Source organism: Rathayibacter sp. PhB186, from assembly GCF_003751825.1.
GTDB lineage: Bacteria > Actinomycetota > Actinomycetes > Actinomycetales > Microbacteriaceae > Rathayibacter > Rathayibacter festucae.
In genome coordinates this window covers 1-24,123 of the sequence record NZ_RJKO01000014.1, presented here as the reverse complement: position 1 = coordinate 24,123, position 24,123 = coordinate 1, and the positions used below count along the sequence as shown (strand labels likewise).

Genomic DNA, 24,123 nt, shown 5'->3' with positions numbered 1-24,123 from the left:
CGCTTGGCTCCATCACTACAATCACCACCGACCCCACACCGGAATCGGCGGATCAACCCCCGCAGAACGCGTCCACAACCTCACGGGGAACTACATCTAGCGGTCATGTCCGGAATCGGACGACCGGGGGCGACGCGGGGCGGTCGTCCTCCGGCGGGCCGGTGACGCGGCGGCCGTCGGAGACCGCTGCGCGATCACTGCAGGACGAGTCCGACCAGCGGGGGCAGGATCAGCGTCGCCAGGCCCACGAGGACGCCGTGCGCCCCGACACCCAGGGCGATCGCGGCGAGGATCCGCGGGCGTCCCTGCTGGACCACGCCGGCGACGCCGAGCCCGGTGGTGGTGGCGGCGAGGAGCAGCTGAACGAGGGCGATGCCCGTGAACAGCGCGCCGATGCTCGTCGCGTCGATGCCGTTGCCGTAGGCGAGCACCGGTAGCGCGGTGGTGACCCCGGCGAGCAGGATCTGCGTCAGCGTCTGGAGGACCGCGAGCAGGAAGCCGATCAGTCCGACCGTGTTGCGAGGACGACCCGGCGCGTCAGTGCGTGTCATCGTCGAAGCGTAGGGCGGAGCGGGCCCACGGGTCGATCCCCGGGGGCGAGGGCTGGTGCTCCCGGCCGCAGTCCCCCGATGCGGCCGAGAGCACCTCGGCACCGACGTCCGCGTCGGTCCACCCGCGGCGTCACCGGAGCCCCCACTCCTCGACCGCCCCTCCACAGTAGGTTTCCGGCGCTCTATTCGCCATCTGTCGTTTTGCGTCAGCGGGCCACTACCGCTCCTCCCTTCGTGCGCGCACACTGGGAGGAGGCCCGCGGAGAGCCTGCACGGTGAAGCGGCCTCCGGCGGGGCCGTGCTGCGAAGGAGCGTCCGATGATCGTGCGAGGTCCGCGATGAAGCCCGGTCGTGCGTGCGCTCTCGGCGGGGTGGCCGTCCTCCTCGCCGTCGGCATCGCGGGCTGCACGGCGCCGAATGCGGACGGAACCGCTCCGGACGGCACCGCTGCCAGCGGCACTGCGTCCGCCGGCACCGCGTCCGCCGGCCCCGTTCCGGGCGGCACCGCGAGCGCGACGACCACGCCCTCGGCGGTCGCCGAGGCGTGCGCGCTCGCCGCCACGTCCACCTTCGAGGTGCAGGACACGGTGACGGTGATCGTGGAGCTGACCGACGCGGGCACCGGCGCCTGCGTGCTGCAGGGCACTCCGGAGGCGACCTTCCTCGACGACGCCGGCGCCCCGGTGGACACCGTGGTCCAGGCGGGTTCCGGCGAGCAGTTCTCGGGGGAGCCGGTCACGGTCGAGCCGGGCGGGCACGCCTACCTCACGTTCCTCACCGACACCACCGGCTCGTGCGCGCCGACGGCCGCGACCGTCATGGTGCTCGCGGTCCCCGGCGCTCCGGGAACCACGCAGGTCGATCTCGGCTCGACGTCCTTCTGCCCGACCGCGGTCGACCTCCCGCCGCTGTCCTACCCCGTGACGCTGGAGCCCACGACGCTGGCCTGACCGCCGCCCGCGGCCGGCGTCAGACCGCCGCGAGGACCGCGCGGGCCGTCACCGCGTCGGTGACCAGCGCGTTGATCAGCGCGCCGCGGACCGCGCCGAGGATGCTCGGGGCCTTGTCGACGCCGACGGCCACGCCGACCGCGTGGGGGAGGGCGGCGAGGTCGGCGCGGGAGACGCGGACCATGCGCTCGCTGCCGGGGAACTCGACGGCCGAGCCGTCGGCGCGGAAGAAGTTGAGGCAGACGTCGCCGGCGGCCTCGTCGAAGAGGTGCCGGTCGCTGGGCAGGCCGGAGGAGAGCTCGTGGCGGGTGGCGGTCGGGGCGCCGATGCCGAGCAGGGCGCCCTTGGCGCTGCTCCAGAGGTCCATCACCTGGAGGAACGCGGGGTCGGCCTCGAGGCCGGAGCGCATCGCCGGGCTGGGCAGGGCCTGCGCGAAGAGGAAGCTGGAGCGGGCGCCGGTCGCGGCGGCGGCCATCCGGGTGATCTCGTTGGTCTGGAACCAGGACTGCGGCTCGGCCTGGCCGCCGACGGCGGGGACGATCGTCACTCCGGGCAGCGGCGGCAGCATCCCCGAGCTGGCCAGGTCGTGCACGGTGCGGCCGAGCGACATCAGCAGGGCGTCGCCGACGCCGAGCTGCATGTCGGCGAGGGCGGCGGCGACCGGGACGGCGAGGTCGCGGCCGAGGGTGGCGGCGTGCGTCACGGGGGCGAGGTACACGGCGTTCAGGCCGAGCGCCTCGCGGAGGGCGTCGGCGAGGCCGGTGTTCTCGTCGACGAAGGGGTCGATCACGCTGATCCGGACGAGGCCCAGGCGCCGGGCCTCCGCGATGAGGCGGCTGACGGTCGGCCGCGAGACGTCGAGCCGCGCGGCGATCTCGACCTGGGTCGCGTCCTCGAGGTAGTACATCCGCGCCGCCTGATAGACGACGTCGAGGGGGAACCTGACGGTGTCGGAGCGCCGGGGGGCGCTGGGCGGCGGAGTCACGTGCGTCATTGTGCCCTCTTCCTCGGCGTCGTGCAGGTCCCCTCCCCCTCCGCGAGATGCCACTTGTGAGCGCGACACGCCGTGAAAGGCGCTCACAAGTGGCATCTCGCGGAGAGGGGGGAGACGGGCGGGTTACTCGGAGAGGGTGAAGGGGGCCGTCATCTTGTCGACGTTGTCCTTCGTGATGAGGATGCAGTCGAAGGCCTGCTTCTCCTCCGAGGCGCCGGTCTCGCCGGTGCGGAGGAAGGAGTCGGCCTGCTGGACGGCCTCCTTCGCGAAGGTCGCGACGGGCTGGAGCACGGTGTACTGCAGCTCGCCGGCCTTGATGGCGTCGACCGCGTCGGGCGAGCCGTCGAAGCCGCCGACCTTGACCTGCTCGAGCTTGCCGGCCTCCTTCAGCGCCGCGATCGCGCCGAGCGCCATCTCGTCGTTGCCGGAGATCACGCCGGTCACGTCGGGGTTGGCCTGCAGGATCGACTGCATCTTGTCGTGGCCCTGCGTGCGGTCCCAGTTGCCGACCTGGTTCGCGACCTCGACGAGGCCGGGGTACTGCGAGATGACGGTCGCGTAGCCGTTGGAGCGGGTCTGCGCGTTGTTGTCGGAGGGGGATCCGAACAGCTCCGCGTAGTTCGCGGTGTCGCCGACGTCGGCGACCCACTGCTGCGCGCCGAGGGCCGCGCCCTGGGCGTTGTTGGAGACGAGCTGCGCCTTCGCGAGGCCGGTCTCGTTGATCTCGGCGTTCACCAGGATCACGGGGATGCCCGCCGCGTCGGCCTTCTTCACCGCGCCGACCGAGCCGGAGGCGTTGGCCGGGTCGAGGATGATCGCGACCGACTTGTTGGTGATCGCGGTGTCGATCAGGGTGCTCTCGGTGTTGGTGTCGCCCTTCGAGGCGCCCACATTGGCCGTGTAGCCGAGCGCCTCGGCCTCGGCCGACGCGACGTCGCCCTCGGTCTGCCAGTAGGGGTTGGCCGGGTCGTTGACGATGATCGAGATGAGGCCGCCCTCGGAGGCGCCGGGGGTGCCGGCGGCCTCTCCCGCGGTCCCCGCGTCGGAGGAGCATCCGGACAGGACGAGGGTGAGCCCCGCGCCCGCGGCGAGCACCGTTGCCAGCTTGCGGTTCATTGGTCTGTTCCTTTCACTGTGGTCCGATCGGCGGTGGCCGACCGAGGTCTTCTCTCGGGAGGCCGGCCTAGGCGGCCGGGGCGCCCGATGTCTGGGGGACGGGCGCCGGAGCACCCGCGTCGGAGGCGGGCCGCGGGCCGGAGCCGCCGCCGCCCTTGCGCGGCTTGCCGCGGTACTGCACCGCGTTCAGCAGGACCGCGAAGACGATCACCGCGCCGGTGAAGACGGTCTGCCAGTACGACGAGACGCCGATGATGACGAGGCCGTCGGAGAGGAAGCCGATGACGAACGCGCCGAGCAGCGTGCCGCGGACGGTGCCGACTCCGCCGGTGAGCGCCGCGCCGCCGATGACGACGGCGGCGATCGCGGTGAGCTCGTAGGAGCTGCCGGCCGTGGGGCTGGCGCTGGTGAGCTCGGAAGAGAGGATCAGCCCGGCGATCGAGGCGAACAGGCCCGAGAGCACGTAGACGCGGACCTTGACCCGCTTCACCGGCACGCCGGAGAGCTCCGAGGCGCGCTCGTTGCCGCCCGAGGCGTAGAGCCAGCGGCCGAACACGGTGCGGTTGAGCAGGAGGCTGACCACGATCGCGACGACGATCATGATCACGACGCCGATCGGCAGGCCGAGCAGCCGGTTGAAGCCGAGCCAGTCGAAGCCGGTGTTGCCGAGCTCGGGCTGCCCCGCGAGGTCGTTGTAGGTGAGGCCGTTGGTCATCAGCAGTCCGACGCCGCGGACGACGTAGAGCATGCCGAGGGTCGCGACGAACGGGGCGACCTTGAACCGCGCGACCAGGATCCCGTTGATCAGGCCGATCAGCGCGCCGGCCGCGCAGGAGAGCACGACCACGACCCAGAGCGCGGGGTAGAGGGTGCTCCCGCCGATCTGCACGCCCTGCATCAGGAAGCCGGCGATCACTCCCGAGAAGCCCAGCGTCGAGCCGACCGAGAGGTCGATGCCGCCGTTGAGGATCACCAGCAGCATGCCGATCGCGAGGATCGCGTAGACCGCCACGTGCGAGGACATCGTGAGGATGTTGCCGACGGTGAAGTAGTTGGGCGAGAGGATCGAGAACACGACGATGATCGCGATCAGCGCGAAGAACGCGCGCCCCTGCAGCAGCAGGCGTCCGAGGTCGAAACCGTCCTTGAAGAGCGCGGGGCGTCGCTGCCCGGTCGCGGTGGAGGTCATTGAGGGCTTCCGTTCCGTAGTGGTCACGAGATCACGGCCTCACCGGAGGCGGCCATGATGTCTTCTTTGGAGACGTCCGAGCCGAACTCGGCCGCGATCCGGCCTCGGCTCAGCACGATGATGCGGTGGGCGATGCTGAGGCACTCGCCGACCTCGGAGGTCGTGTAGACGACGGCCAGGCCGTCGCGGGCGCGCTCGGAGAGCAGCCGGAAGACCTCGGCCTTGGCGCCGATGTCGATGCCGCGGCTCGGCTCGTCGAGCAGGATCACGTCGGGCTGCGTGGCCAGCATCTTGCCGATGACGACCTTCTGCTGGTTGCCGCCGGAGAGCGAGCCGATCATCGCCTCGCCGCCGGCGGTCTTCACGTGCACGGTGCGGATCGAGTCGGTGACGAGGTCGACCTCGCGGCGGGGGGAGAGGAACAGCCCCTTCACGAAGGAGCCGATGCTCGCGAGCGAGAGGTTCCGGCCGACGGTCATGGTCTGCACCAGGCCGTCGCGCTGGCGGTCCTCGGGGACGAGGCCGAGGCCCGCGCCGATCCGCTCGGCGATCGACATCCCGGCCAGGTCGCGGCCGTTCTTCGAGATCGTGCCGGCGGTGACGGCGGTGCGGCCGGCGATCGCCTCGAGCAGCTCGGTGCGGCCGGCGCCCATCAGCCCGTAGAGGCAGACGATCTCGCCCTCGCGGACGTCGAGGTCGATGCGGTCGACCACGTCGCGACCGGGGATCGACGGATCCGCGACGCTCACGCCGCGCACCGAGAGGGCGACGTCGCCGAACGGGTAGCCGGTGGGCGGCGAGCCGAGGTCGAAGCCCTCGCCGACCATCGCGCGGACGACCCAGGCGAGGTCGATGTCGGCGGCGACGGCGGTCGCGGTGACCGAGCCGTCGCGGAGGACGACGGCGTGGTCGGTGATCTCCAGCGCCTCCTCCAGGTGGTGCGAGATGTAGACGATGGAGACGCCGCGGGCGGTGAGGTCGTGGATGACGGTGAAGAGCACCTCGACCTCGGCGGCGCTGAGCGCGCTGGTCGGCTCGTCCATGATCAGGATCCGCGCGTCGACGGAGAGGGCGCGGGCGATCTCGATCAGCTGCTGCTGGCCGAGCCGCAGGTCGGCGACGAGGGTCAGCGGATCGATGTCCTCGCCGAGCTCCTCGAGCACCGCGCGGGCCTGGCGCGCCTCCTCGGCGTAGTCGACGCCGGACGGGCCGGTGATCTCGCGGCCGAGGAAGATGTTGTCGCGCACCGAGAGGTTCGGGGCGAGGCTCAGCTCCTGGTGGATGATCGAGACGCCGTGCTCGCGGGCGTCGACGGTGTCCTCGAAGGCGACCGCGGTGCCGTTCAGCACGATCTCGCCCGACGTGGGCTGCTCCACGCCGGACAGGATCTTCATCAGCGTCGACTTGCCGGCGCCGTTCTCGCCGAAGAGGGTGGTGACCTGGCCGCGGTGCACCGAGAAGCCGACGCCCTTGAGCGCGCGGGTCGCGCCGTAGGTCTTGACCACGTCGACGGCCTCGAGGACGACCTCGCCGATGCCGGCGACCGGGGCCTCGGCGGTGCTCACTGGACCACCAGCTCGGACGGCGTGACGAGCCAGCCGGCCGGGTTGATCAGCTGGAACGCGCCGGTGACCTGGATCGTCTTCCCCTCGAGCGCCGTGGTGTCGACCGCGTTGAGCACGGTCGTCTTCAGCTGCTCGTTGAGGGCGCTCGCCGCATCCTGGTAGTCGATCTGGTTGGTGAACTGGCCGAACTCGACGGTGCCGGTGGCGTCGCGGAGGTCGGTGCCGTTGATCGCGGGGCCGGTCTGCACGCGGATCAGGACGTCGCCGGGGACGCCCTCGACGGTGACCGGGTAGATGCCGTTCTGGCCGGCGCCGACGGTGCCCGTGAAGGTGGTGGCGAACTCCGGGCCGGTGCCGCCGGGGACGCCGTACTGGCTCGCGGCGCCCGCGCTGTCGGCGGCGATCGCGGTGGCGAGGGTGGCGGCGTCGACCGCGCGGTCGGCGATGCCCTCCTGGATGACGGGGAAGTTCTCGGCGGCCCAGGACTCGGCCGAGAAGTCGGCGGGGCCGGCGCCCAGGTCGGAGTCGGCGCCGACGACCTTGGTGCTGAACGCCATCGCGGCGAGGACGACCACGACGACCGCGGCGAGGATCAGGCGCTTCCGGGAGGCGCCGATCGGGGGCCTGCTCGTGGTGGGAGGGAGTGCACGCGTCATCGCGGTGTCCGTTCGCTGGTCGGGAGTGCTGGTCGTGGTGGTGCTCGTGACGGCGTCCCCCGGGGGCGGCTCCGTCGCTGCGGGAGGTGGGCGAACCCGCCTCCGGAGAAGAAATTATGTTCAACACAGAATTTCCGCAAGGGCTGCGACGACATTGGCGGCGGATCGACCAGCCGCCGTCGAGAACAGAAATTCTGTTCTTGACAAGTGTTCTGGACGAGGTAGGTTCGGGAAGGCCGCGACGAAGCGGCCCCGCGAACCCCTCGGAGGCTTCCCATGACCATCACCACTCCTTCCCCGCAGACGGCCCCGCAGACGTCGCAGTCCGGCGGCTCCGACGTGCCCGAGTCCATGCGCGCCGTCGTCGTGCACGGCCCGGAGGACTACCGCCTCGAGACCGTGCCCGTGCCGGTCCCCGCCGCCGGCGAGCTGCTGCTGCGCGTCGACGCGGTCGGCGTCTGCGCGAGCGACCTGAAGTGCTACCACGGCGCCGCCAAGTTCTGGGGCGACGAGAACCGTCCCGCGTGGGCCGAGCGCGACCGCATCGCGGGCCACGAGTTCGTCGGCACCGTCGTGGCCGGCGACGACGCGGCGCTCGCCAAGCGCGGCGTCGCGCTGGGCGACCGCATCGCCTGCGAGCAGATCGTGCCCTGCTGGGAGTGCCGCTACTGCCTGATGGGCGCCTACTGGATGTGCGGACCGCACGACATGTTCGGCTTCAAGGGCTTCGACGGCGCGATGGCCGAGTACGTGCTGGTCCCGACCCGCGCGCTCACCCACCCCGTCAGCCGCGACCTCGCCCCGCAGGTCGCCGCGTTCAGCGAGCCGCTGTCCTGCGCCATGCACGCGGTCGAGCGCGGCAGCATCCAGTTCGACGACGTCGTGGTCATCGCCGGCGCCGGCCCGATCGGCCTCGGCGCGATCGCGGGCACCCGGCAGAAGAACCCGAAGATGGTCATCGCGCTCGACATGAGCGACGAGAAGCTCGCGCTCGCCACCAAGGCCGGCGCCGACCTCGTCATCAACATCACGAAGCAGGACGCGGTCGCCGTCGTCAAGGAGCTCACCGGCGGCTACGGCGCCGACGTCTACATCGAGGCCACCGGCCACCCGTCCGCGGTCTCGCAGGGCCTCAACATCCTGCGCAAGCTCGGCACCTACGTCGAGTACTCCGTCTTCGGCTCGAACGCCTCGGTCGACTGGTCGATCATCAGCGACGACAAGGAGCTCAACGTCCTCGGCGCCCACCTCGGCCCGAACTGCTGGCCCGCCGCGATCAAGCTGCTCGAGAGCGGCGTGCTGCCGATGGACGAGATCTGCACGCACCAGTTCCCGCTCGAGCAGTTCCAGGAGGCGCTCGACCTCGTCGCCGACAGCCAGGGCGGCTCGGTCAAGGTCTCGATCGTGCCGTCGCTGACCGAGGCGGTCGTCGCGGCCGACGCCCGGAGCTGACGGGCATGACGACGATCTACGACGACCCCGACGAGTTCGCCGAGGACCAGCTCGCCGGCTTCCTCTCCCTCTACGCGGACCGCCTGCGCGGCGTGCCGGGCGGAGTGGTCGCGCACCGCACCGCGGGCGCCGAGCCGCAGGTGGCGGTCGTCATCGGCGGCGGCTCCGGGCACTACCCGGCGTTCAGCGGCACGGTCGGCCCGGGTCTCGCGACCGGAGCGGTGGTGGGGAACATCTTCACCTCGCCCTCGGCGGCGCAGGCCTACTCGGTGGCGAAGGCGGCCGATCAGGGGCGCGGAGTGGTGTTCAGCTTCGGCAACTACGCCGGCGACACGATGAACTTCGGCATCGCGGCCGAGCGGCTGCGCAAGGAGGGGATCGACACCCGGATCGTCGTCGTCACGGACGACATCGCCTCGGCGGAGGAGATCGGGAAGCGCCGCGGGATCGCGGGCGACTTCCCGGTGTTCAAGGCGATGGGAGCGGCCGCCGCCGAGGGGCTGTCCCTCGACGAGGTCGAGCGGGTCGGGAACGCGAGCAACGCGGCGACCCGCACGCTCGGCGTCGCGTTCTCGGGCTGCACGATGCCCGGTGCCGCCGAGCCGCTGTTCAGCGTGCCCGAGGGACACCTCGGTCTCGGGCTCGGGATCCACGGCGAGCCCGGCATCCAGGACATCGAGCTGCTGCGCGCGGCGGAGCTGGCGGACCTGCTCGTCGACCGGCTGCTGGCGGACGTTCCCGAGGGTGCGGGGGCGGAGGGCGGCACGACGCGCGTCGCCCCGATCCTGAACGGGCTCGGCACCACGAAGTACGAGGAGCTCTTCCTGCTCTGGCGCCACGTCGCGCGCCGGCTGGAGGAGGCCGGGCTGCAGACCGTCGAGCCGGAGGTCGGCGAGCTGGTCACCAGCCTCGACATGGGCGGCGTCTCGCTGACGCTGCAGTGGCTCGACGACGAGCTCGAGCGCTTCTGGCGCGCCGACGCCTACACGCCGGCCTACCGCCGGGTCGCGGCGCCGGTCGCGGCGCTGCTGGCGCCCTCGGGCGAGGACGCCGCGGCGGGTGAGGAGGAGTCCGCTCCTTCCGCCACCGATGCGGCCGTGACGCTGGGCGGGACGGTCCGCGCGGCGCTCGCCCGGATGCACGAGCTGCTGCAGCGCGAGGAGGAGACCCTCGGGCGGATCGACGCGGTGGCGGGCGACGGCGATCACGGCCGCGGGATGCTCAAGGGCATCGGCGCGGCGACCCGGCGCCTCGACCGGATCGAGGAGCGCGCGGGCGGCGCCTGGCTGCTGTCCCGCGCGGGGCAGTCCTGGGCGGAGCAGGCCGGCGGCACCTCCGGGGTGCTCTGGGGCGCGGCGCTCGAGGCGCTCGGCGCCTCGCTGACCGACGGGTGCGAGGAGTACTCGGCGGCGGACGTCGTGGCCGGGGTCGACGCCTTCGCGGAGTCGATCGTGGATCTCGGGCGCGCGAGCGAGGGCGACAAGACCATGCTCGACGCGCTGCTGCCGTTCGCGCGGGTGCTGCGCGAGCGGGTGGCGGGCGGATCGTCGCTGGTCGAGGCGTGGCGGGAGGCGGCGGGCGTCGCCGTCGAGCGCGCCGCGGCGACCGCGGACCTGCGGCCGAAGGTCGGCCGCGCACGACCCCTGGCCGAGAAGAGCCTGGGCACACCGGACGCGGGCGCGACCTCGATGGGGATGATCCTGACCGCGGTCGGCGACGTCCTCGCGGAGCTCGCCGGTGCGGATGCCACCACGGAAGCCACTGCAGAAGGAGGAGCGGAATGACCACCACCTATCGGGTCGTCGTCGGATCGGACGACGCGGGCCACGACTACAAGGAGGCGCTGAAGGCCGACCTGCTGAAGGACGACCGCGTCTCGCTGGTGACCGACGTCGGCGTCGATGCGGAGAGCCACACCGACTACCCGGACATCGCGGTCACGGCCGCGCGGATGATCGCCGACGGGTCCGCGGACCGCGCGATCCTGGTCTGCGGCACGGGCCTGGGCGTCGCGATCGCGGCGAACAAGGTGCCGGGGGTGCGCGCGGTGACGGCGCACGACTCCTACTCGGTGGAGCGGTCGGTGCTCTCGAACAACGCGCAGGTGCTCTGCCTGGGCCAGCGCGTGGTCGGGCTCGAGGTGGCGCGGCGGATGGCGCGGGAGTGGCTCGGCTACGAGTTCGACCCGTCGAGCGCGTCGGCGGGCAAGGTCGCGGCGATCTGCGGGTACGACGGCAGCGCGCCGGCGGGCGTGGACGCCTAGAGATCAGCCGCCTGCCCCGAGGTCCCGGCTCCGCTGCGCCAGGCGGTGCACGGTGGCGCGGGTCTCGGGGTAGAGCCGGCGGAAGTCGGCGTACAGCCCGTCGTAGAGCGCGGCGACGGCCGGATCGGGCACGAGGGTCGTCGCCGCGGGGTTCCACTCCTCGATGTCGACCTCGGTGACGAGGCCCGCCGCGAGCACGGCCGAGCCGTAGGCCGCGCCGACCGAGACCGTGGGGATCACCTGCTCCAGGCCGCAGACGTCGCTGACGATCTGCGGCCAGAGCTCTGCGGCGACTCCGCCGCCCGCGCCGACGAGCGCCTCGACCCGGACGCCGTGCTCGCGGAGCACCTCGAGGTGGTGCCGGACGGCGAAGGCCGTGGCCTCGAGGACGGCGCGGTAGAGGTCGCCGCGGGTGGAGCCGACGCCGAGCCCGGCGATCACGCCGCGCGCGTCGGAGTCGGCGAACGGCGAGCGCTCGCCCGCGAAGTAGGGCAGCACGAGCAGCCCGCCGGCGCCCGGTCCGGACCGCGCGGCCTCGTCGAGCAGCTCGGCCCAGGAGGCGCCGGTCAGCCGGCGCAGCCAGTCGGTCACGGCGCCCGAGGTGGCCATGCCGCCGGCCGCGGTCGGCTCGCCCGGGGCGGCGCCGACGGTCGTCCACATCCCGCCGAGCGGGGTCGGGGCGGCCATCGGCGCGACCAGGAACATCGTCGTGCCGTACTGGAGGAACACCCGGCCGGGTCGCCGGCGCCCGGCGCTGAGGCTCTCGGCCCAGGCGTCGATGGTGCCGAAGACCACGGGCACGCCGGCCGGCAGCCCGGTCGCGGCGGCGGCATCGGGAGTGATGCGGCCGGCGGTCTCGCCGGGCCAGCCGAGGCGGGGGAGCTGCAGGCCGGGGGCGAGCAGGGCGGCCCACTCGTCGATCCACTCCTCGCGGGCGACGTCGTAGAGCGGCGTGCACTGGCTGGCCGAGTGGTGGTCGAGCACGTACTCGCCGGTGAGCAGCTCGACGATCCGCGAGGAGGGCATGGTGAAGCGGACGGCGCGGCGCCAGAGCTCCGGCTCGTGGCGGGCGACCCAGGCGAGCTTGACGCCGGCGGCCTGCGCCGAGAGCCCGGAGCCGGTGCGGGCGCGCATCGCCTCCTCGCCGCCGAGCAGCGCGGTGACCTCGTCGAGCATCCCGACGCTGCGGGTGTCGACGCCGTAGAGGATCGCGGGGCGGAGCTCATGTCCGGCCGCGTCGGTCAGGAGGACGCACGGGCCCATGCCGCTGACGCCGACCGCGACGACGACCCCGTGCGGCGCGGCGGCGGTCAGCTCGGCGACGAGGCTCCGGAACTCGGCCCACCAGACGCCGGAGTCCATCTCGACCCAGCCCTGCCGCGGCCGGTCCACGACGTGCGCACGGGCCGCCTCGGCGACCACCCGCCCGTCGAGGCCGACGAGGATCGCCTTCGTGCCGGACGTGCCGACGTCGACCCCGAGAACCACGTCCACGACTCGTCCTCCTGCTGGGCTGCACCGACCACCGACGCCCTCGAGCTTAGGGCGGCCGCCTGCGGCCCCCGGCATGGACGTGGAGTGCGCCGCCGAGGCGTCCTCGAACCGTCGAGGCGTCCCGCTGCTCCTGGACGTCTCGACCGTTCGAGGACGCCTCGGCCGGAGGGGGCGTCAGCGGGGCCGGCACTCCAGGCTGAGCCAGAGCTCGAAGCAGGCGCTGCGGGAGAGGGCGGTGGCGCCGATCGAGGCGCGGCCCATGCGGCCGGCGTCGGGGCCGAAGACGTCGAGGAGGAGGTCGCTCGCGGCGTTCGAGACCTCGTTGAGGCGCTCGAAGCCGGGCGGGCACAGCACGAAGCAGAGGCCGCGCGAGAGGGCGACGACCTCGTCGAGCGAGCCGAGGGCCGCGCGGATCATGCCGAGCGCGTTGACGGCGGTGTAGCGGGCCGCCTCCCGTGCCTGCTCGAGGGTGATGTCGACGCCGACCGCTCCCGGGTGCAGCAGGGCGCCGTCGCGCGACTCCGGGGTGATGCCGCTGAGCTCGAGCAGGTCGCCGGTGCGGTGGAACGCCCGCAGCGTGCTGCCGCCGTAGCGACCGCCGTAGGGCGGGTCGAGGTAGTCGGGGATCGCGAGGCCGAGCTCGCGGGCGCGCTGCTCGGCGGAGTGCTGCTCGGGCGAGTGCTCAGCGGCGGAGTGCTCAACGGCGGAGGGGCTCATACCGCCAGCGTATCCGGCAGTAGCCAGAATGGATACAACCTGCGTACGATGGGATCCATTAAGGGGTCGGCGGTACGGCGACCGCGAGAAGGGACCTGCAGATGACGATCGGCCTCACCGGTGGCGCCCCCGCCCGGACGTCCATCGATGTGGCCGCCGAGCGCGCTCGCACCGCCGGCACGGCCGGCCGGCACTACTTCAACGCGGCCGGCGCGGGCCTGATGACCGACTCGGTCCTCGAGACCGTCATCGCGCACCTCCGCCTCGAGCAGCGGATCGGCGGCTACGAGGCCGCGAACGCCGTCGCCGACCGGGTCGACGCCGCCTACGCCGCCGCCGCCGCGCTGCTCGGCGCCGACGCCGACGAGATCGCCTTCTTCGACAGCGCGACCAGCGGCCTCCGCGCGATCTTCGACGCCCTCCGCCTCGGCCCCGGCGACACCGTGCTCGCCCCGCGCTCGAGCTACGTCAGCCAGGCGCTGCGGCTGCTCGCGCTCGAGCGCTACGACGGCGTCCGCCTGACGCTCCTCCCCAACGACTCCAGCGGCGGCCTCGACATCGAGGCGCTCGAGAGCGCCCTCGCCACCGCGAGCGGCCGCACCGTGATCAGCGCCGTGCACGTCCCCACCTCCTCCGGACTCGTCGAGCCGGTCGCCGCGATCGGCGCGCTGGCCCGCCGCTACGGCGCGATCACGGTGCTCGACGCGACCCAGTCGGTCGGTCAGCTCGACATCGACGTCCGCGCGATCGACTGCGACGCCCTCGTCACCACCGGACGCAAGTTCCTCCGCGGGCCGCGCGGAACCGGGCTGGTCTTCCTCCGTCGCGGCCTGCTCGACGGCATCGGGGCCTGGGCGCCCGACGTGCGAGGCTCGCAGTGGACGAGCGAGCAGGAGTGGACGATGGACGGCACGGCGAGAGCCCTCGAGACCTGGGAGTCGTCGGTGGCCCTCCGCCTCGGACTCGGCGAGGCGCTGCGCGAGGCGCACGAGCGCGGCACGGCGGCGACCGAGGCGCACCTGGTGGCCCTCGGCGCCCGGCTGCGCACCGAGCTGTCCGCGATCGGCGGCGTCACCGTGGCGGATCCGCCCGTGTCGCCGTCCGGCATCGTGACCTTCACCGTCGACGGCGTCCCCGGCAAGACCGTCTCGGCGCGGCTGCGCGAGGCGGCCGTCGACTCGCTCGCGGTGCCCGCCTCGCACGCGCAGTGGGACCTCGGCGCGCGCGGCCTCGCGAGCGTCGTCCGGGTGTCGCCGCACGTCTACACCGACGAGTCGGACGTCGAGGCGCTGCTGACGGCGGTCGCGGGGGTGACCTCGTGACGGTCTCCGACGACACCGTCCACGATGCCATCGTCGTCGGCCTCGGGATCCACGGCTCCGCGACCGCCTACGAGCTCGCCCTGCGCGGGCGCAGTGTGGTGGGGATCGAGCAGTTCGGCCCCGGCCACGTCCGCGGCTCGTCGCACGGCGCGACCCGGATGATCCGCCGCGCCTACCCGAGCCCGGTCTGGAACGACCTGGTCGACCGCGCCTTCCGCGGTTGGGACCGCTGGTCCGCCGCGGCCGGGGCGCCGTTCGTGCACCCGACCGGCGGGCTCTACGCGCACCGCGGCGAGGCGGCGCTGCAGGGCGGGCGCAGCCGGCCGGTCGAGCGGCCCGACACGTCCTTCGCTCCGCCCGCCGACTACGGGGTCGTCCACGATCCCGACGCCGGCGTCGTCGAGGCCGCCCGCGCGCTGGCCTTCGCGCAGTCCGCCGCGACCGCCGCCGGCGCCGAGCTGCGCTTCGACGAGGAGGTGCTCGACTGGAGCGTCGGCACCGGCGACAGCGCGGGCGTCGTCACCGTCCGCACCTCCGCCGGCGAGCTGCGCGCGCGTCGGCTCGTCGTCTCCGGCGGCGCCTGGGTCGAGCGGCTGCTCCCCGAGACCACCGGCTTCTTCGAGGTGCAGCGGATCCTCACCCTCACCGTCCCGGCCGGCCAGAGCGCCGCGCAGCCGCCGGCGCTCGGCTGCTTCTCCGTCGATCTGCCGGACGGCCTGGTCTTCGGCCTGCCCGAGGCGGCCGGCTCCGGCGCCAAGATCGGCGTCGACGCGGGACCGGTCTGGGACCCGGCCGTGCCCGTCGCCCCGCCGACCGCGGCGGAGATCGCGCACCTCGAGAGCCTGCTCCGTCGCTTCGTCCCCGGGATCGACACGGCCGGCGGCGAGGCCGTCGCCTGCCTCTACACGATGACCCCCGACAAGCGCTTCGTCGTCGGCGCGCTGCCCGGCCGGCCCGAGGTGCTGGTCGCCGCGGCCTGCTCCGGCCACGGCTTCAAGTTCGGCCCCGCGATCGGCGAGGCGCTGGCCGACCTCGTCGACGGCGTCGACCGCCCCGACCTCGACTTCCTCAGCCCGGACCGGACGGTGACCGCATGACCCTCTCCCCGCCTCCCGCCCGCGTCGCCGTCGCGGCGCCGCACCCCGCGGCACTCGACGCCGCGGCGCGCGCCATCGCCGACGGCGGCGACGCGATCGACGCGGCTCTCGCCGCCGCGACCGCGCTCACGGTCGTCTACCCGCACCAGTGCGGACTCGGCGGCGACCTGATCGCGCTGGTCCGCCGCCCCGGCGAGGACGTCGTCGCGGTGGTCTCGGCCGGAGCCGCGCCCGCGGGCATCGACGTCGCGGCGCTCTCCCGCGAGGAGCGGATGCCGCGCCAGGGCCCGCAGACCGTCACCATCCCCGGCGCGGTCGCCGGCTGGCAGGCGATCGCCGGTCTGGGCGGTCGCCTCGGCCTCGACACCCCGCTCCGCCGGGCCGCGACGCTCGCCGCAGGGGGCTTCCCGATCTCCGCCGGCCTCGGCCGCGCGATCGCCCTGCGCCGTGACGAGCTGCTCGCCGACGAGGGCATGCGCAGCGTCTTCGGCGACGGCGACGGCGGGCTCCTCGGCGAGGGCGACCTGCTGGTGCAGCCCGCGCTCGCCGCCTCGCTGACCGAGCTCGTCGACGATCCCGGAGCGTTCTACCGCGGCCGGATCGCCGACTCCCTCGCCGCGCGCCTGGCCGCCCTCGGCGGTGCGCACACCCCCGCGGACTTCGCCGCGCACGAGGCCGAGCTGGTCGAGCCGGCCGCCTCCCGCGAGGGCGGCGTGCGCTGGTGGGTGGCTCCGCCGCCGAGCCAGGGCGTGGTGCTGCTCGGCGTCCTGCCCGAGGCGCTCTCCGGCGACACGGCGCAGCTCGTCGAGGCCGTCCGCGACGCGGCGCTCGTGCGGCAGTCCGCGCTCGGCGACCCGCGCGGCGGAGCGATCGACGTCGCCGCCATGCTCGACCCCCGCTCCCTCTCCCGCGGCTCCCTGCCGCGGGCCGGCCGCGCGCTCGGCGACACGGTCGCGGTCACCGCGGCCGACACCGACGGCACCGTCGTCACTCTGATCCAGAGCGTCTACCAGCTCTTCGGCTCCGGGATCCTCGACCCCGGCACCGGCATCGTCCTGCACAACCGCGGCTCCGCCTTCAGCACCGACTCCGCCCACCCCGGCCGTGTCGGCCCGGGCCTGCGCCCGCCGCACACCCTGCTGCCGGTCATCGCCGAGAGCGGGGACCTCCTGCTCGGCCTCGGCTGCCAGGGCGGCAGCGCCCAGCCGTGGATCCTCGCCCAGCTCGTGCGCGAGCTGCTCGATCCGGCCGCGGATCCCGCCGCCGTGCTCGAGCGGCCGCGCTTCGTCGTCGGGGCGCGGGATCTCGGGCACGAGGAGCTGACGCTGGTGGCGGAGCCGGGGGTCCCGGCTGCGGTCGCGGCGGCGCGAAAGCTCGGGCTTCCGGTCGCTGAATCGTCCGGGCCGATCGACGAGGCCGGGCACGTGCAGCTCGTGCGGCTGCATCGCGACGGGCGGCTCGACGCGGCCAGCGATCCGCGGGCCGACGGCCGCGCGATCGTCGCGGGGGCAGGCTGACCGCTCTCGACCGTCGCGGCCGGGAACCGCGCCCGCCTCGACGGACCGGCCCCGTCACTCCGCTCCTCTCTTCCTCCCTCTGAAGTCCCCCTCCTTCTGCACCTCTGACGCCCCGAACCGAAGGACCGCCGCCGCCATGAGCGCCCCCTCCACCAGTACCACGACCACCACTGCGCACTCCCTCGACCCCCTCGTCGCCGCCGAGATCGCGTCCTTCGTCGCCGCCGTCCGCGCGAGCGATCGGATCGGTGCCCGCCCGCGCTTCTGGGGCATCAGCCTCGACGAGGAGAAGGCCCGCGGCATCGCGCCCGGCGGCGCCCGCCCCGTCCGCCTGGTCGTGCTCGACCCGGACGCCCGCGCCGCCTGGGAGGTGCGCGGCTGGACCGCCGGCCCCGACAGCCCCGCGATCGTCGAGGTCTGGACCGACGTCGACCACCGCCGCCCCGGCGTCTCCAGCGACGAGGCGCGCCTGATCGCCCAGGCCGCCCGCAACTCGCCGCTGCTCACGGAGGCGCTCGCCCTCCGCGGCATCACCGACACCTCGCTGGTCTGGGTCGACCCGGAGTCGATCACCGGCTTCGTCCCCGACGACCTCGCCGACCGCCGGCTCAGCTGGGGCACGGTCTGGTACCGCGAGTTCCCCGAGGACAACGGCTACGCCCGCCCGGTCGCCGGCCTCGTGCCGATCCTCGACCTCGACACCCTCGAGGTGATCCGGATCGAGGACCACGGCGTGATCCCGATGGCGAGCGAGACCGGCGTCTACACCGCCGGCACCTGGGGCCCCGACCGCGAGGTGTCCCAGCTCGACATCGTGCAGGCCGACGGCCCGGGCTTCGCGATCGAGGGGCACCGCGTCGAGTGGCAGAACTGGTCGTTCCGGGTCGGCTTCAGCCACCGCGAGGGCCTCGTGCTGCACGAGCTGACCTACCGCGACGGCGACGTCGAGCGACCGGTGCTGGCGCGCGCCGCCGTGAACGAGATGTACGTCCCGTACCTCGACAGCGACCCGACCGCCTACCGCAAGAACTTCTTCGACTGGGGCGAGTACGGCGCCGGCCCGCTCACCGCGAGCCTCGAGCTCGGCTGCGACTGCCTCGGCGAGATCCGCTACTTCGACGTCGACTACCTCGACGGCCACGGCGAGCCGCAGACCATCGTCAACGGCATCTGCCTGCACGAGGAGGACGACTCGATCCTCTGGAAGCACGTGAACACCCGCACCGGCAGCGCCGAGGTGCGCCGCAGCCGCCGCCTGGTGATCTCCAGCTTCGCGACCGTCGCGAACTACGACTACGGCTTCTACTGGTCGCTGCACCAGGACGGCTCGGTCGAGCTCGAGGTGAAGCTGACCGGACTGATGTCGGTCAGCGGCATCGCCGACGGCGAGTCGCCGCGCTCGGGGCGGATGGTCGCGCCGAACGTGCAGGCGCCGATCCACCAGCACTACTTCGCGGTCCGCCTCGACACCGCGATCGACGGCCCGCTCAACCGCCTGGTCGAGGTGCACGCCGAGGCCGACCCCGACGAGACGACCAACCCCTACGGCAACGCCTGCCTCGCCGTCGAGACGCCGCTGGCCTCGGAGTCGGTGGCCGCCCGCCGCGCCGACCCGTCGCGCGCCCTGCACTGGCGGATCGAGAGCGAGTCGGCGCAGAACCGCTACGGCGAGGCGACCGCCTACCGCCTCGCACTGCAGAACACCGCGCAGCTCTACGCCCGCCCGGGCAGCGTCGTCGAGCGGAAGGCGCCCTTCGTCGGGCAGCACCTCTGGGCGAGCGCCTTCGACCCGGAGCAGCGCTTCATCGCCGGCGAGTACCCCAACCAGGGCGAGCTCGGCGACGACGGCGTGCACGTCTGGCAGCAGGCCGACCGCTCGCTCGAGAACGAGCGCCTCGTGCTCTGGCCGGTCCTCGGCGTGCACCACTTCCCGCGGCCGGAGCAGTGGCCGATCATGCCCGTCGACCGGATCAGCCTGCGGCTGGAGCCGGACGGCTTCTTCGACCGCAACCCGTCGCTCGACGTGCCGGCGTCGGAGTCGGCGCACTGCGCGCCGGGGGGCTCGGGCGATGCGCACGCGTGCCACACCGATGGAGCGTCGGACGCCCACGCCGGGCACGAGCACGCCGAGCAGCAGCACGGGCACGAGGGCGGCCGCTGATGGCGGGCCTGGCTGAGCACCTCGCCGACAGCTCGGCCGTCGCGCTCGCCGCGGCCGTCGCCTCCCGCGAGGTCTCGGCCGTCGAGGTGATGCGCGCGCACCTGGAGCGGATCGAGGAGCGGAACCCTGCCATTCGCGCCGTCGTCTCGCAGCAGCCCGACTCGGTCTCGCTCGCCGCCGCGGAGGCCGCCGACCGCCGTACCGCCGAGGCGCTCGCGGCCGGCGAGGCGCTGCCGCCGCTGCACGGCCTGCCGACCGCGGTGAAGGACCTGATGGACGTCGCCGGCTTCCCGACGACGAACGGCTCCGCCGCCTTCGCCGACGCCGCGCCCGCCGCGCACGACAGCGTCCTCGCCACGCTGCTGCGCGAGTCCGGCGCCCTGATCATCGGCAAGACCAACACCCCCGAGATGGGCCAGGGGGTGCTGACCTTCAACCCGGTCTTCGGCACCACCGTGAACCCGTGGGACCTCTCGCGGCACGCCGGCGGGTCGAGCGGAGGCGCAGCCGCCGCCCTCGCCGCGCGGATGCTGCCGATCGCCGACGGCTCCGACAGCGGCGGCAGCCTGCGCTACCCGGCCGCGTTCTGCAACGTCGTCGGCGTTCGGCCGAGCCCTGGCCGCGTGGCGAGCGGTCGCACCGGCAACGCCTGGACCCCGCACGGCGTGACCGGCCCGATGGCCCGCGACTCCGCCGACGCCGCCCTCTTCCTCGACGCGCTCTCGGTCGAGAAGAGCGTCTGGCCGCTGTCGTCGCTGCCGGTGCACGCGGCGCGCCCGGTCGCGGTCGACGGGCTGCGGATCGCCTGGAGCGACGACGCCGGCGGGCTGCCGATCGACCCCGACGTGCGCGCCGTGCACGCCGCGTTCGCCGCGCAGCTGTCCGGACTCGGCGCCGTGCTCGACGCGGACGAGCCCGACTTCGCCGGCGCCGACGAGGCCTGGGAGACCATCGAGACCTTCGAGTTCTTCCTCGGCGGCCGGCACGCCGTCGACGCGGGCGCCACCGGCTTCCGCCCCGACTACGTCCGCAACGTCGAGCAGGGCCGAGCGATGTCGGCGACGCAACTCGCCGACGCCTACGAGCGCCGCACCCGCCTCTTCCGCGACACCGCCCGCGTCCTCGAGACGCACGACGTGCTGATCCTGCCGGCGACCCCCGTCGTCGCGCCACCTGCGGAGCTCGAGTGGGTGCCGTCCGTCGACGGCCACGACTTCGACCGCTACTTCACCTGGCAGATGCTCGCCAACCGCCTGACGCTCACGGCCCACCCGGTCGTCGTCACCTCGGCCGGCTTCACCCCCGACGGCCTCCCCGTCGGCGTCCAGGTCGTCGGCCGCCACGGCCGCGAGGCCCAGCTGCTGGCGGTGACCCGCGCCCTGGAGGAGGCGACGGGCTGGATCGCCCGCGCCCCGTCGTTCTGACGCCGGGCCTGCATCCCTCCTCGACTCCCCAGAAGTTGCGGTAGTCGCGCGCCACTACCGCAACTTTCGGAGAGTCGCGGGGGCCGGGCGGCGACTCGCCGCGGCCGGCGAGGGGATCGGCGCGCACAACATCAGCCAGAACGGACCGGCCTCCCCTGACAGCGGAGGCCCTCCACTCTCAGCTGATGTTGTGCGGCTGCACTCCACGAGAGCGAGTTCGCGGAACCCGCGTGGGACGATACGGCTCGGCGGATGCGGTCTTCGGACCTCCGCATGCCGCGCGCGAGCTGACCGCGCTGCCGCGACCGATGTCCGCTCGAGAACGGAGCTGCCGTGACCGCCCTGCTCCTCCGCGGCGACGGCCGCTACGCCGATCCCTGGCACCCCTTCGCGGAGACCGCGGCCGCCCTGGCCGCGCTGCTCTCGGCGCGCGGGCACCAGGTCGAGATCCGCGGCGACGTCGACCAGGCGCTCGCCGATCTCGGCACCGGGCGCGCGCCGCTGCCGGACCTGCTCGTCGTCGACGTCGGCCAGCCGCGCGACGGCGGCGCGAGCCCGCTCGCCGAGGGGGCGGCGGCGCTCGCCCTGCTCGACCGGTCGGCGGTCCCGGTGCTCGGGATCCACGTCAGCTCCACGAGCTTCGGGGACTCCCCGGAGTGGGCGACGCTCCTCGGCGGACGCTGGGTCCGCGGCACGACCATGCACCCGGACTACGGACCCGCCCGCATCGCGATGGCCGCGGGCGCGCATCCGATCACCGCGGGCCTCGCCGACTTCGATGTGCAGGACGAGCGCTACTCCTGGCTCGAGGTCGCGGACGCCGCCCGCATCCTCGCGACGCACGAGCACGACGGCGAGCGGCACCCGATCGCCTGGGCGCTCGAGCGCGAGGGCGGCGGCCGCACCGTCTACGACGCGCTCGGCCACGACGCCGCGTCGTACTCCTCGGCCGGGCACGTGCGGCTGCTCACGGCAGCCCTCGACTGGCTCGAGGGCTGACCGCGGGTCACGCCTCAGAGGTCGACGCCGACCCCCGCGAGCTCCTCGACCTGGCGCCAGAGCCGGTCGGCCGCGTCCGCCGGGGGAGCGGCGGTCCGGGCCGGCGGCGCGACGAGCACGGGCGCTCCCCGCAGGCGGCCCCCCGGGGAGACGTACTCCCCGCCCTGCAGCTGAGGATCGGTGAGCGCCCGCACGGCCGACCAGGCGGCGGTGTCCTTGCCCTGCGCCCACGGCGTGTACGGATTGCGCTGGTAGGGGGCGGTCGAATCGCGGATCCCCTGCCGCTCCGGGGTCTTCGCATCGACGCCCACTCCGGGCCGCGTGACGATCGACGCGACCGGGACGCCCGCGACGCGCAGCCGGCGGTCGAGCTCGAAAGCCCAGATCTCGGTCGCCGTCTTGGCTTTCGTGTAGGCGCTGATGCCCACCCGCGGGACCCGGCGCAGGTCGTCCACCCGCATCGGGAACTGCTGCACGAACCCGGTCGACGTGTGCACGATCCGGCTCCGGCCGCCGTGCTCGGCCGCGGTGGCCGCGAGTGCGGGCAGCAGTCGCGCGACCAGTCGCGCATTGGCGGCGACGTGCGTGCCGAGCAGCAGCGGCAGCCCGTCCTCGGTGACCGCGCGCGGGTCCATGCTCATCGCGCCGCCGTTGAGCAGGATCCCGTCGAGGCGGGGCAGCGCGGCGAGCTCCACGGCGGTCCGATCGACGGAGGCGGACGAGCCGAGCTCGAGCACGACGGTCCGGACCCGGGCCTGCGGGACCACGCCGCGGAGGGTGTCCGCCGCCCGCCGGAGCTTGCCCGCCGAGCGCGACGCCAGGACGACGTCCGCGCCGGCGCCGGCCAGCTGCTCGGCGGCGAAGTAGCCGATGCCCGCGGTCGCACCGGTCACGACGACGGTGCGCCCGGTCTGGTCGGGGAGTCTGCCGGTGTCCCAGCTCGGGTGTTCGCTCGTCATGCGGTCCTCGTCTCTCGAAGCGGATGATCTATCCGCATCGGACGCTAGCACGAAACGGATGACTCATCCGCTTGCGTAGGATGGGGCGCATGCCAGTCCTCCGATCCGACGCCGCGCGGAGCCGCGCGCGCATCCTCGAGGTCGCGCGGACCCACGACCGGGGCACGCTGCGGCTGAACGAGGTCGCCCGCGAGGCCGGGGTCGGCGTCGCCACCGTCTACCGGCACTTCCCGACCGTCCACGCCCTCGTCGAGGCCCTCTCCGCCGACACCCTCGACGCGATGCTCGCCGTCTCGCGCCGCGCCGCCGCCCTGCCCGACCGCGGCGCCGCCCTCGCCGTCTACCTGCGCGAGGCGCTCGACCTCCAGCTGTCCGACGGCGGTCTCCAGGCGGTGCTGCTCTCGCCGGAGGACGAGGCCGAGTCCGTCCGCGCGGCCAAGCGCGAGATCTTCGAGTCCTTCGCGACCGTGCTCGCGGCGGCGCGCACCGCCGGCGCCGTCCGCCCCGACCTCACGATCGACCACCTCGAGCACCTCGTCTGCGGCATCGAGCACGCCGTCCGCCTCGGCTCTCCCGCCGACCGGGCGGTGCTGCTCGACGTGCTGCTCGACGGCCTGCGGCCGCGCGCCGCTCGGCAGCCGTGACCTGAGACCCGACCGACCAGAGGAGCCGCCGTGCGCCACATCCCCCGGATACGGCTCGACCGCCGCATCCCCGCCCCGCCGTTCGCCGATGCGGAGGCCTCGGCCGCGTTCCACCGCTCCCTCGCGATCCACCTGGCCGAGCTCGGCCGCGCCTCCGGGGGACCGCACCCGGAGACCCTCGCGGTGTGCGCGCTGGTGAGCGCCGGCCGCGCGGACGCATCGACGCTCCCGACTCCGCTCGTCCTGGCGACCGCGCTGCGCACCTTCTTCCCCGCCGGCTGGACGCCCGTCTCCGTCGTCGAGGCCGCGCGCGAGCTGCTGCCGTCGCAGGACCGGCACTGGTCCGTCGTCCGGGAGGACCGCCTCGCCTACGACGGCGACCCGCGCTGGTCGGCCCGCCGAGACTCCGCCGGCCGCTGGAGCGCCGAGTGGAACGAGCGCGGCGCCGCGAGCCCCGACGTCACCGCCGAGGACGACGACGAGATGGTGCTGCACCTGATGGCGCACCTCACCGATCCGTTCCCCTACCCCTACGCCTGGTCGGGCACCGACGAGGAGTCCGCCCGCCGCCGCGCCGACGCGGCCGAGGTCGCCCGGGTCTTCGCGCTCGAGCGGCGCCTGCCCTACCTCGCGAGCTGGGCGGAGGCTGAGCCCGGAGCCGAGCACGGGTAGGACCGGGGAGCGGTGGCGCGGCGCGTCGGGGCCCTCGAAGACGACCCGAGCTGGGTCTCCTCGGACAGAGCGCCTTGTTCGTGCGGGTGGATCCATGCTGATCGAGTAGCCCGCGGAGCGGGCGTATCGAGATCCACCGACGTCTGAGGATGGGTCTGCAGACCCGAACGCGTGACGACGGCGGGTCTCGATACGCCCCTGCGGGGCTACTCGACCAACATGGAGGGCAGTCACCGCTGCGCCCTGTTCATCCGGGCAAGTGCATGCTGATCGAGTAGCCCGCCGAGCGGGCGTATCGAGCGGAGGGGGCGCCTTCGGCGCCAGCGCAGGGCGGGGAAAGGATCTTGTGGCTGGCTCGTTGTGGTTGGACGATGGAGGGGT

22 protein-coding genes are annotated in these 24,123 nt (G+C 73.8%); 13 read left to right on the top strand and 9 right to left on the bottom strand.

The genetic code is table 11. From position 1 onward, the window contains the following. A partial coding sequence (locus tag EDF45_RS20865; protein ID WP_148060356.1) for an integrase core domain-containing protein occupies positions 1-100 on the top strand: 100 nt, incomplete at its 5' end. A 94-nt stretch (positions 101-194) separates the two neighbouring features. Here EDF45_RS20865 and EDF45_RS20860 read toward each other — a convergent pair. Further along, positions 195-551, bottom strand: a complete 357-nt coding sequence (locus EDF45_RS20860) for a hypothetical protein (protein ID WP_123737761.1) — start codon at positions 549-551, stop codon at positions 195-197. 338 nt (positions 552-889) lie between these two features. On the opposite strand from EDF45_RS20860, the gene EDF45_RS20855 reads away from it, so the two are divergent. Beyond that, positions 890-1,501: a DUF4232 domain-containing protein gene (locus tag EDF45_RS20855; protein WP_148060355.1), complete on the top strand. Its 612-nt coding sequence runs from the start codon at positions 890-892 to the stop codon at positions 1,499-1,501. A 19-nt stretch (positions 1,502-1,520) separates the two neighbouring features. Here EDF45_RS20855 and EDF45_RS20850 read toward each other — a convergent pair whose 3' ends face one another. From EDF45_RS20850 to EDF45_RS20830, 5 genes are all read right to left on the bottom strand, one after another. After that, positions 1,521-2,495 carry a sugar-binding transcriptional regulator gene (locus EDF45_RS20850; protein ID WP_123737759.1) on the bottom strand — a complete coding sequence of 325 codons (975 nt, stop codon included), beginning with the start codon at positions 2,493-2,495 and terminating at the stop codon, positions 1,521-1,523. Between the two features lie 123 nt (positions 2,496-2,618). Next, a complete protein-coding gene (locus tag EDF45_RS20845) occupies positions 2,619-3,611 on the bottom strand; it encodes a D-ribose ABC transporter substrate-binding protein (protein WP_123737758.1) in 993 nt (330 codons plus the stop codon). Positions 3,612-3,678: 67 nt separating this feature from the next. Further along, entirely contained in the window at positions 3,679-4,800 is a 1,122-nt protein-coding gene (locus EDF45_RS20840) for an ABC transporter permease (RefSeq protein ID WP_123737757.1), read from the bottom strand. Between the two features lie 23 nt (positions 4,801-4,823). After that, a complete protein-coding gene (locus tag EDF45_RS20835; protein WP_123737756.1) occupies positions 4,824-6,365 on the bottom strand; it encodes a sugar ABC transporter ATP-binding protein in 1,542 nt (513 codons plus the stop codon). Continuing rightward, a complete protein-coding gene (locus EDF45_RS20830; RefSeq protein ID WP_123737755.1) occupies positions 6,362-7,021 on the bottom strand; it encodes a DUF2291 family protein in 660 nt (219 codons plus the stop codon). Before EDF45_RS20830 ends, EDF45_RS20835 begins: the two co-directional genes overlap by 4 nt. 276 nt (positions 7,022-7,297) lie before the next feature. On the opposite strand from EDF45_RS20830, the gene EDF45_RS20825 reads away from it, so the two are divergent. Genes EDF45_RS20825 through EDF45_RS20815 form a run of 3 tightly spaced genes read left to right on the top strand, consistent with a single transcriptional unit; the run spans position 7,298 to position 10,736 of the window. Further along, positions 7,298-8,473 carry a zinc-binding dehydrogenase gene (locus EDF45_RS20825; RefSeq protein ID WP_123737754.1) on the top strand — a complete coding sequence of 392 codons (1,176 nt, stop codon included), beginning with the start codon at positions 7,298-7,300 and terminating at the stop codon, positions 8,471-8,473. Between the two features lie 5 nt (positions 8,474-8,478). Further along, a complete protein-coding gene (locus EDF45_RS20820) occupies positions 8,479-10,257 on the top strand; it encodes a dihydroxyacetone kinase family protein (protein WP_123737753.1) in 1,779 nt (592 codons plus the stop codon). Beyond that, complete coding sequence (locus tag EDF45_RS20815) at positions 10,254-10,736, top strand: ribose-5-phosphate isomerase (RefSeq protein WP_123737752.1); 483 nt, start codon at positions 10,254-10,256, stop codon at positions 10,734-10,736. Before EDF45_RS20820 ends, EDF45_RS20815 begins: the two co-directional genes overlap by 4 nt. A gap of 3 nt (positions 10,737-10,739) precedes the next feature. Here the strand turns inward: EDF45_RS20815 and EDF45_RS20810 are convergent, their stop codons facing one another. Continuing rightward, complete coding sequence (locus EDF45_RS20810; protein WP_123737751.1) at positions 10,740-12,230, bottom strand: FGGY-family carbohydrate kinase; 1,491 nt, start codon at positions 12,228-12,230, stop codon at positions 10,740-10,742. 174 nt (positions 12,231-12,404) lie between these two features. After that, entirely contained in the window at positions 12,405-12,947 is a 543-nt protein-coding gene (locus EDF45_RS20805) for a RidA family protein (RefSeq protein WP_123737750.1), read from the bottom strand. Positions 12,948-13,048: 101 nt separating this feature from the next. Here EDF45_RS20805 and EDF45_RS21645 point away from each other — a divergent pair, with 101 nt between their 5' ends. The 6 genes from EDF45_RS21645 to EDF45_RS20780 all read left to right on the top strand — a co-directional run bounded on the left by EDF45_RS21645 (position 13,049) and on the right by EDF45_RS20780 (position 21,467). After that, positions 13,049-14,269: an aminotransferase class V-fold PLP-dependent enzyme gene (locus EDF45_RS21645; protein ID WP_207901614.1), complete on the top strand. Its 1,221-nt coding sequence runs from the start codon at positions 13,049-13,051 to the stop codon at positions 14,267-14,269. Next, on the top strand, positions 14,266-15,366 hold the full coding sequence (locus EDF45_RS21640; RefSeq protein WP_221181174.1) for an FAD-dependent oxidoreductase: 1,101 nt from the start codon (positions 14,266-14,268) through the stop codon (positions 15,364-15,366). The genes EDF45_RS21645 and EDF45_RS21640 overlap by 4 nt, the downstream gene beginning before the upstream one ends. Then, entirely contained in the window at positions 15,363-16,883 is a 1,521-nt protein-coding gene (locus EDF45_RS20795) for a gamma-glutamyltransferase (RefSeq protein ID WP_123737749.1), read from the top strand. The genes EDF45_RS21640 and EDF45_RS20795 overlap by 4 nt, the downstream gene beginning before the upstream one ends. A gap of 136 nt (positions 16,884-17,019) precedes the next feature. Further along, a complete protein-coding gene (locus tag EDF45_RS20790) occupies positions 17,020-19,044 on the top strand; it encodes a primary-amine oxidase (protein ID WP_123737748.1) in 2,025 nt (674 codons plus the stop codon). Then, entirely contained in the window at positions 19,044-20,468 is a 1,425-nt protein-coding gene (locus EDF45_RS20785; protein ID WP_123737747.1) for an amidase, read from the top strand. Before EDF45_RS20790 ends, EDF45_RS20785 begins: the two co-directional genes overlap by 1 nt. A 333-nt stretch (positions 20,469-20,801) precedes the next feature. Continuing rightward, positions 20,802-21,467 carry a ThuA domain-containing protein gene (locus EDF45_RS20780; RefSeq protein ID WP_123737746.1) on the top strand — a complete coding sequence of 222 codons (666 nt, stop codon included), beginning with the start codon at positions 20,802-20,804 and terminating at the stop codon, positions 21,465-21,467. 14 nt (positions 21,468-21,481) lie between these two features. Here the strand turns inward: EDF45_RS20780 and EDF45_RS20775 are convergent, their stop codons facing one another. Further along, on the bottom strand, positions 21,482-22,426 hold the full coding sequence (locus EDF45_RS20775; protein ID WP_123737745.1) for an SDR family NAD(P)-dependent oxidoreductase: 945 nt from the start codon (positions 22,424-22,426) through the stop codon (positions 21,482-21,484). 89 nt (positions 22,427-22,515) lie between these two features. Between EDF45_RS20775 and EDF45_RS20770 the strand changes: the two genes are divergently transcribed. Beyond that, positions 22,516-23,070 (top strand): TetR/AcrR family transcriptional regulator, encoded by a 555-nt coding sequence (locus tag EDF45_RS20770; protein ID WP_123737744.1) that lies wholly within the window; start codon positions 22,516-22,518, stop codon positions 23,068-23,070. 30 nt (positions 23,071-23,100) lie between these two features. Next, positions 23,101-23,742, top strand: coding sequence for a hypothetical protein (locus tag EDF45_RS20765; protein WP_123737743.1), 642 nt, complete (start codon positions 23,101-23,103; stop codon positions 23,740-23,742). Positions 23,743-24,123: the final 381 nt, after the last annotated feature.

Bases quoted from the DNA above. Each gene is read 5' to 3' on its own strand.
- EDF45_RS20775 (WP_123737745.1), bottom strand. From the start codon at position 22,426: ATGACGAGCGAACACCCGAGCTGGGACACCGGCAGACTCCCCGACCAG.
- EDF45_RS20830 (WP_123737755.1), bottom strand. From the start codon at position 7,021: ATGACGCGTGCACTCCCTCCCACCACGAGCAGGCCCCCGATCGGCGCC.
- EDF45_RS20845 (WP_123737758.1), bottom strand. From the start codon at position 3,611: ATGAACCGCAAGCTGGCAACGGTGCTCGCCGCGGGCGCGGGGCTCACC.
- EDF45_RS20805 (WP_123737750.1), bottom strand. From the start codon at position 12,947: ATGAGCCCCTCCGCCGTTGAGCACTCCGCCGCTGAGCACTCGCCCGAG.
- EDF45_RS20770 (WP_123737744.1), top strand. From the start codon at position 22,516: ATGCCAGTCCTCCGATCCGACGCCGCGCGGAGCCGCGCGCGCATCCTC.
- EDF45_RS20785 (WP_123737747.1), top strand. From the start codon at position 19,044: ATGGCGGGCCTGGCTGAGCACCTCGCCGACAGCTCGGCCGTCGCGCTC.
- EDF45_RS20850 (WP_123737759.1), bottom strand. From the start codon at position 2,495: ATGACGCACGTGACTCCGCCGCCCAGCGCCCCCCGGCGCTCCGACACC.
- EDF45_RS20860 (WP_123737761.1), bottom strand. From the start codon at position 551: ATGACACGCACTGACGCGCCGGGTCGTCCTCGCAACACGGTCGGACTG.
- EDF45_RS20855 (WP_148060355.1), top strand. From the start codon at position 890: ATGAAGCCCGGTCGTGCGTGCGCTCTCGGCGGGGTGGCCGTCCTCCTC.
- EDF45_RS20840 (WP_123737757.1), bottom strand. From the start codon at position 4,800: ATGACCTCCACCGCGACCGGGCAGCGACGCCCCGCGCTCTTCAAGGAC.
- EDF45_RS20815 (WP_123737752.1), top strand. From the start codon at position 10,254: ATGACCACCACCTATCGGGTCGTCGTCGGATCGGACGACGCGGGCCAC.
- EDF45_RS20820 (WP_123737753.1), top strand. From the start codon at position 8,479: ATGACGACGATCTACGACGACCCCGACGAGTTCGCCGAGGACCAGCTC.
- EDF45_RS20825 (WP_123737754.1), top strand. From the start codon at position 7,298: ATGACCATCACCACTCCTTCCCCGCAGACGGCCCCGCAGACGTCGCAG.
- EDF45_RS20790 (WP_123737748.1), top strand. From the start codon at position 17,020: ATGAGCGCCCCCTCCACCAGTACCACGACCACCACTGCGCACTCCCTC.
- EDF45_RS20795 (WP_123737749.1), top strand. From the start codon at position 15,363: ATGACCCTCTCCCCGCCTCCCGCCCGCGTCGCCGTCGCGGCGCCGCAC.
- EDF45_RS21645 (WP_207901614.1), top strand. From the start codon at position 13,049: ATGACGATCGGCCTCACCGGTGGCGCCCCCGCCCGGACGTCCATCGAT.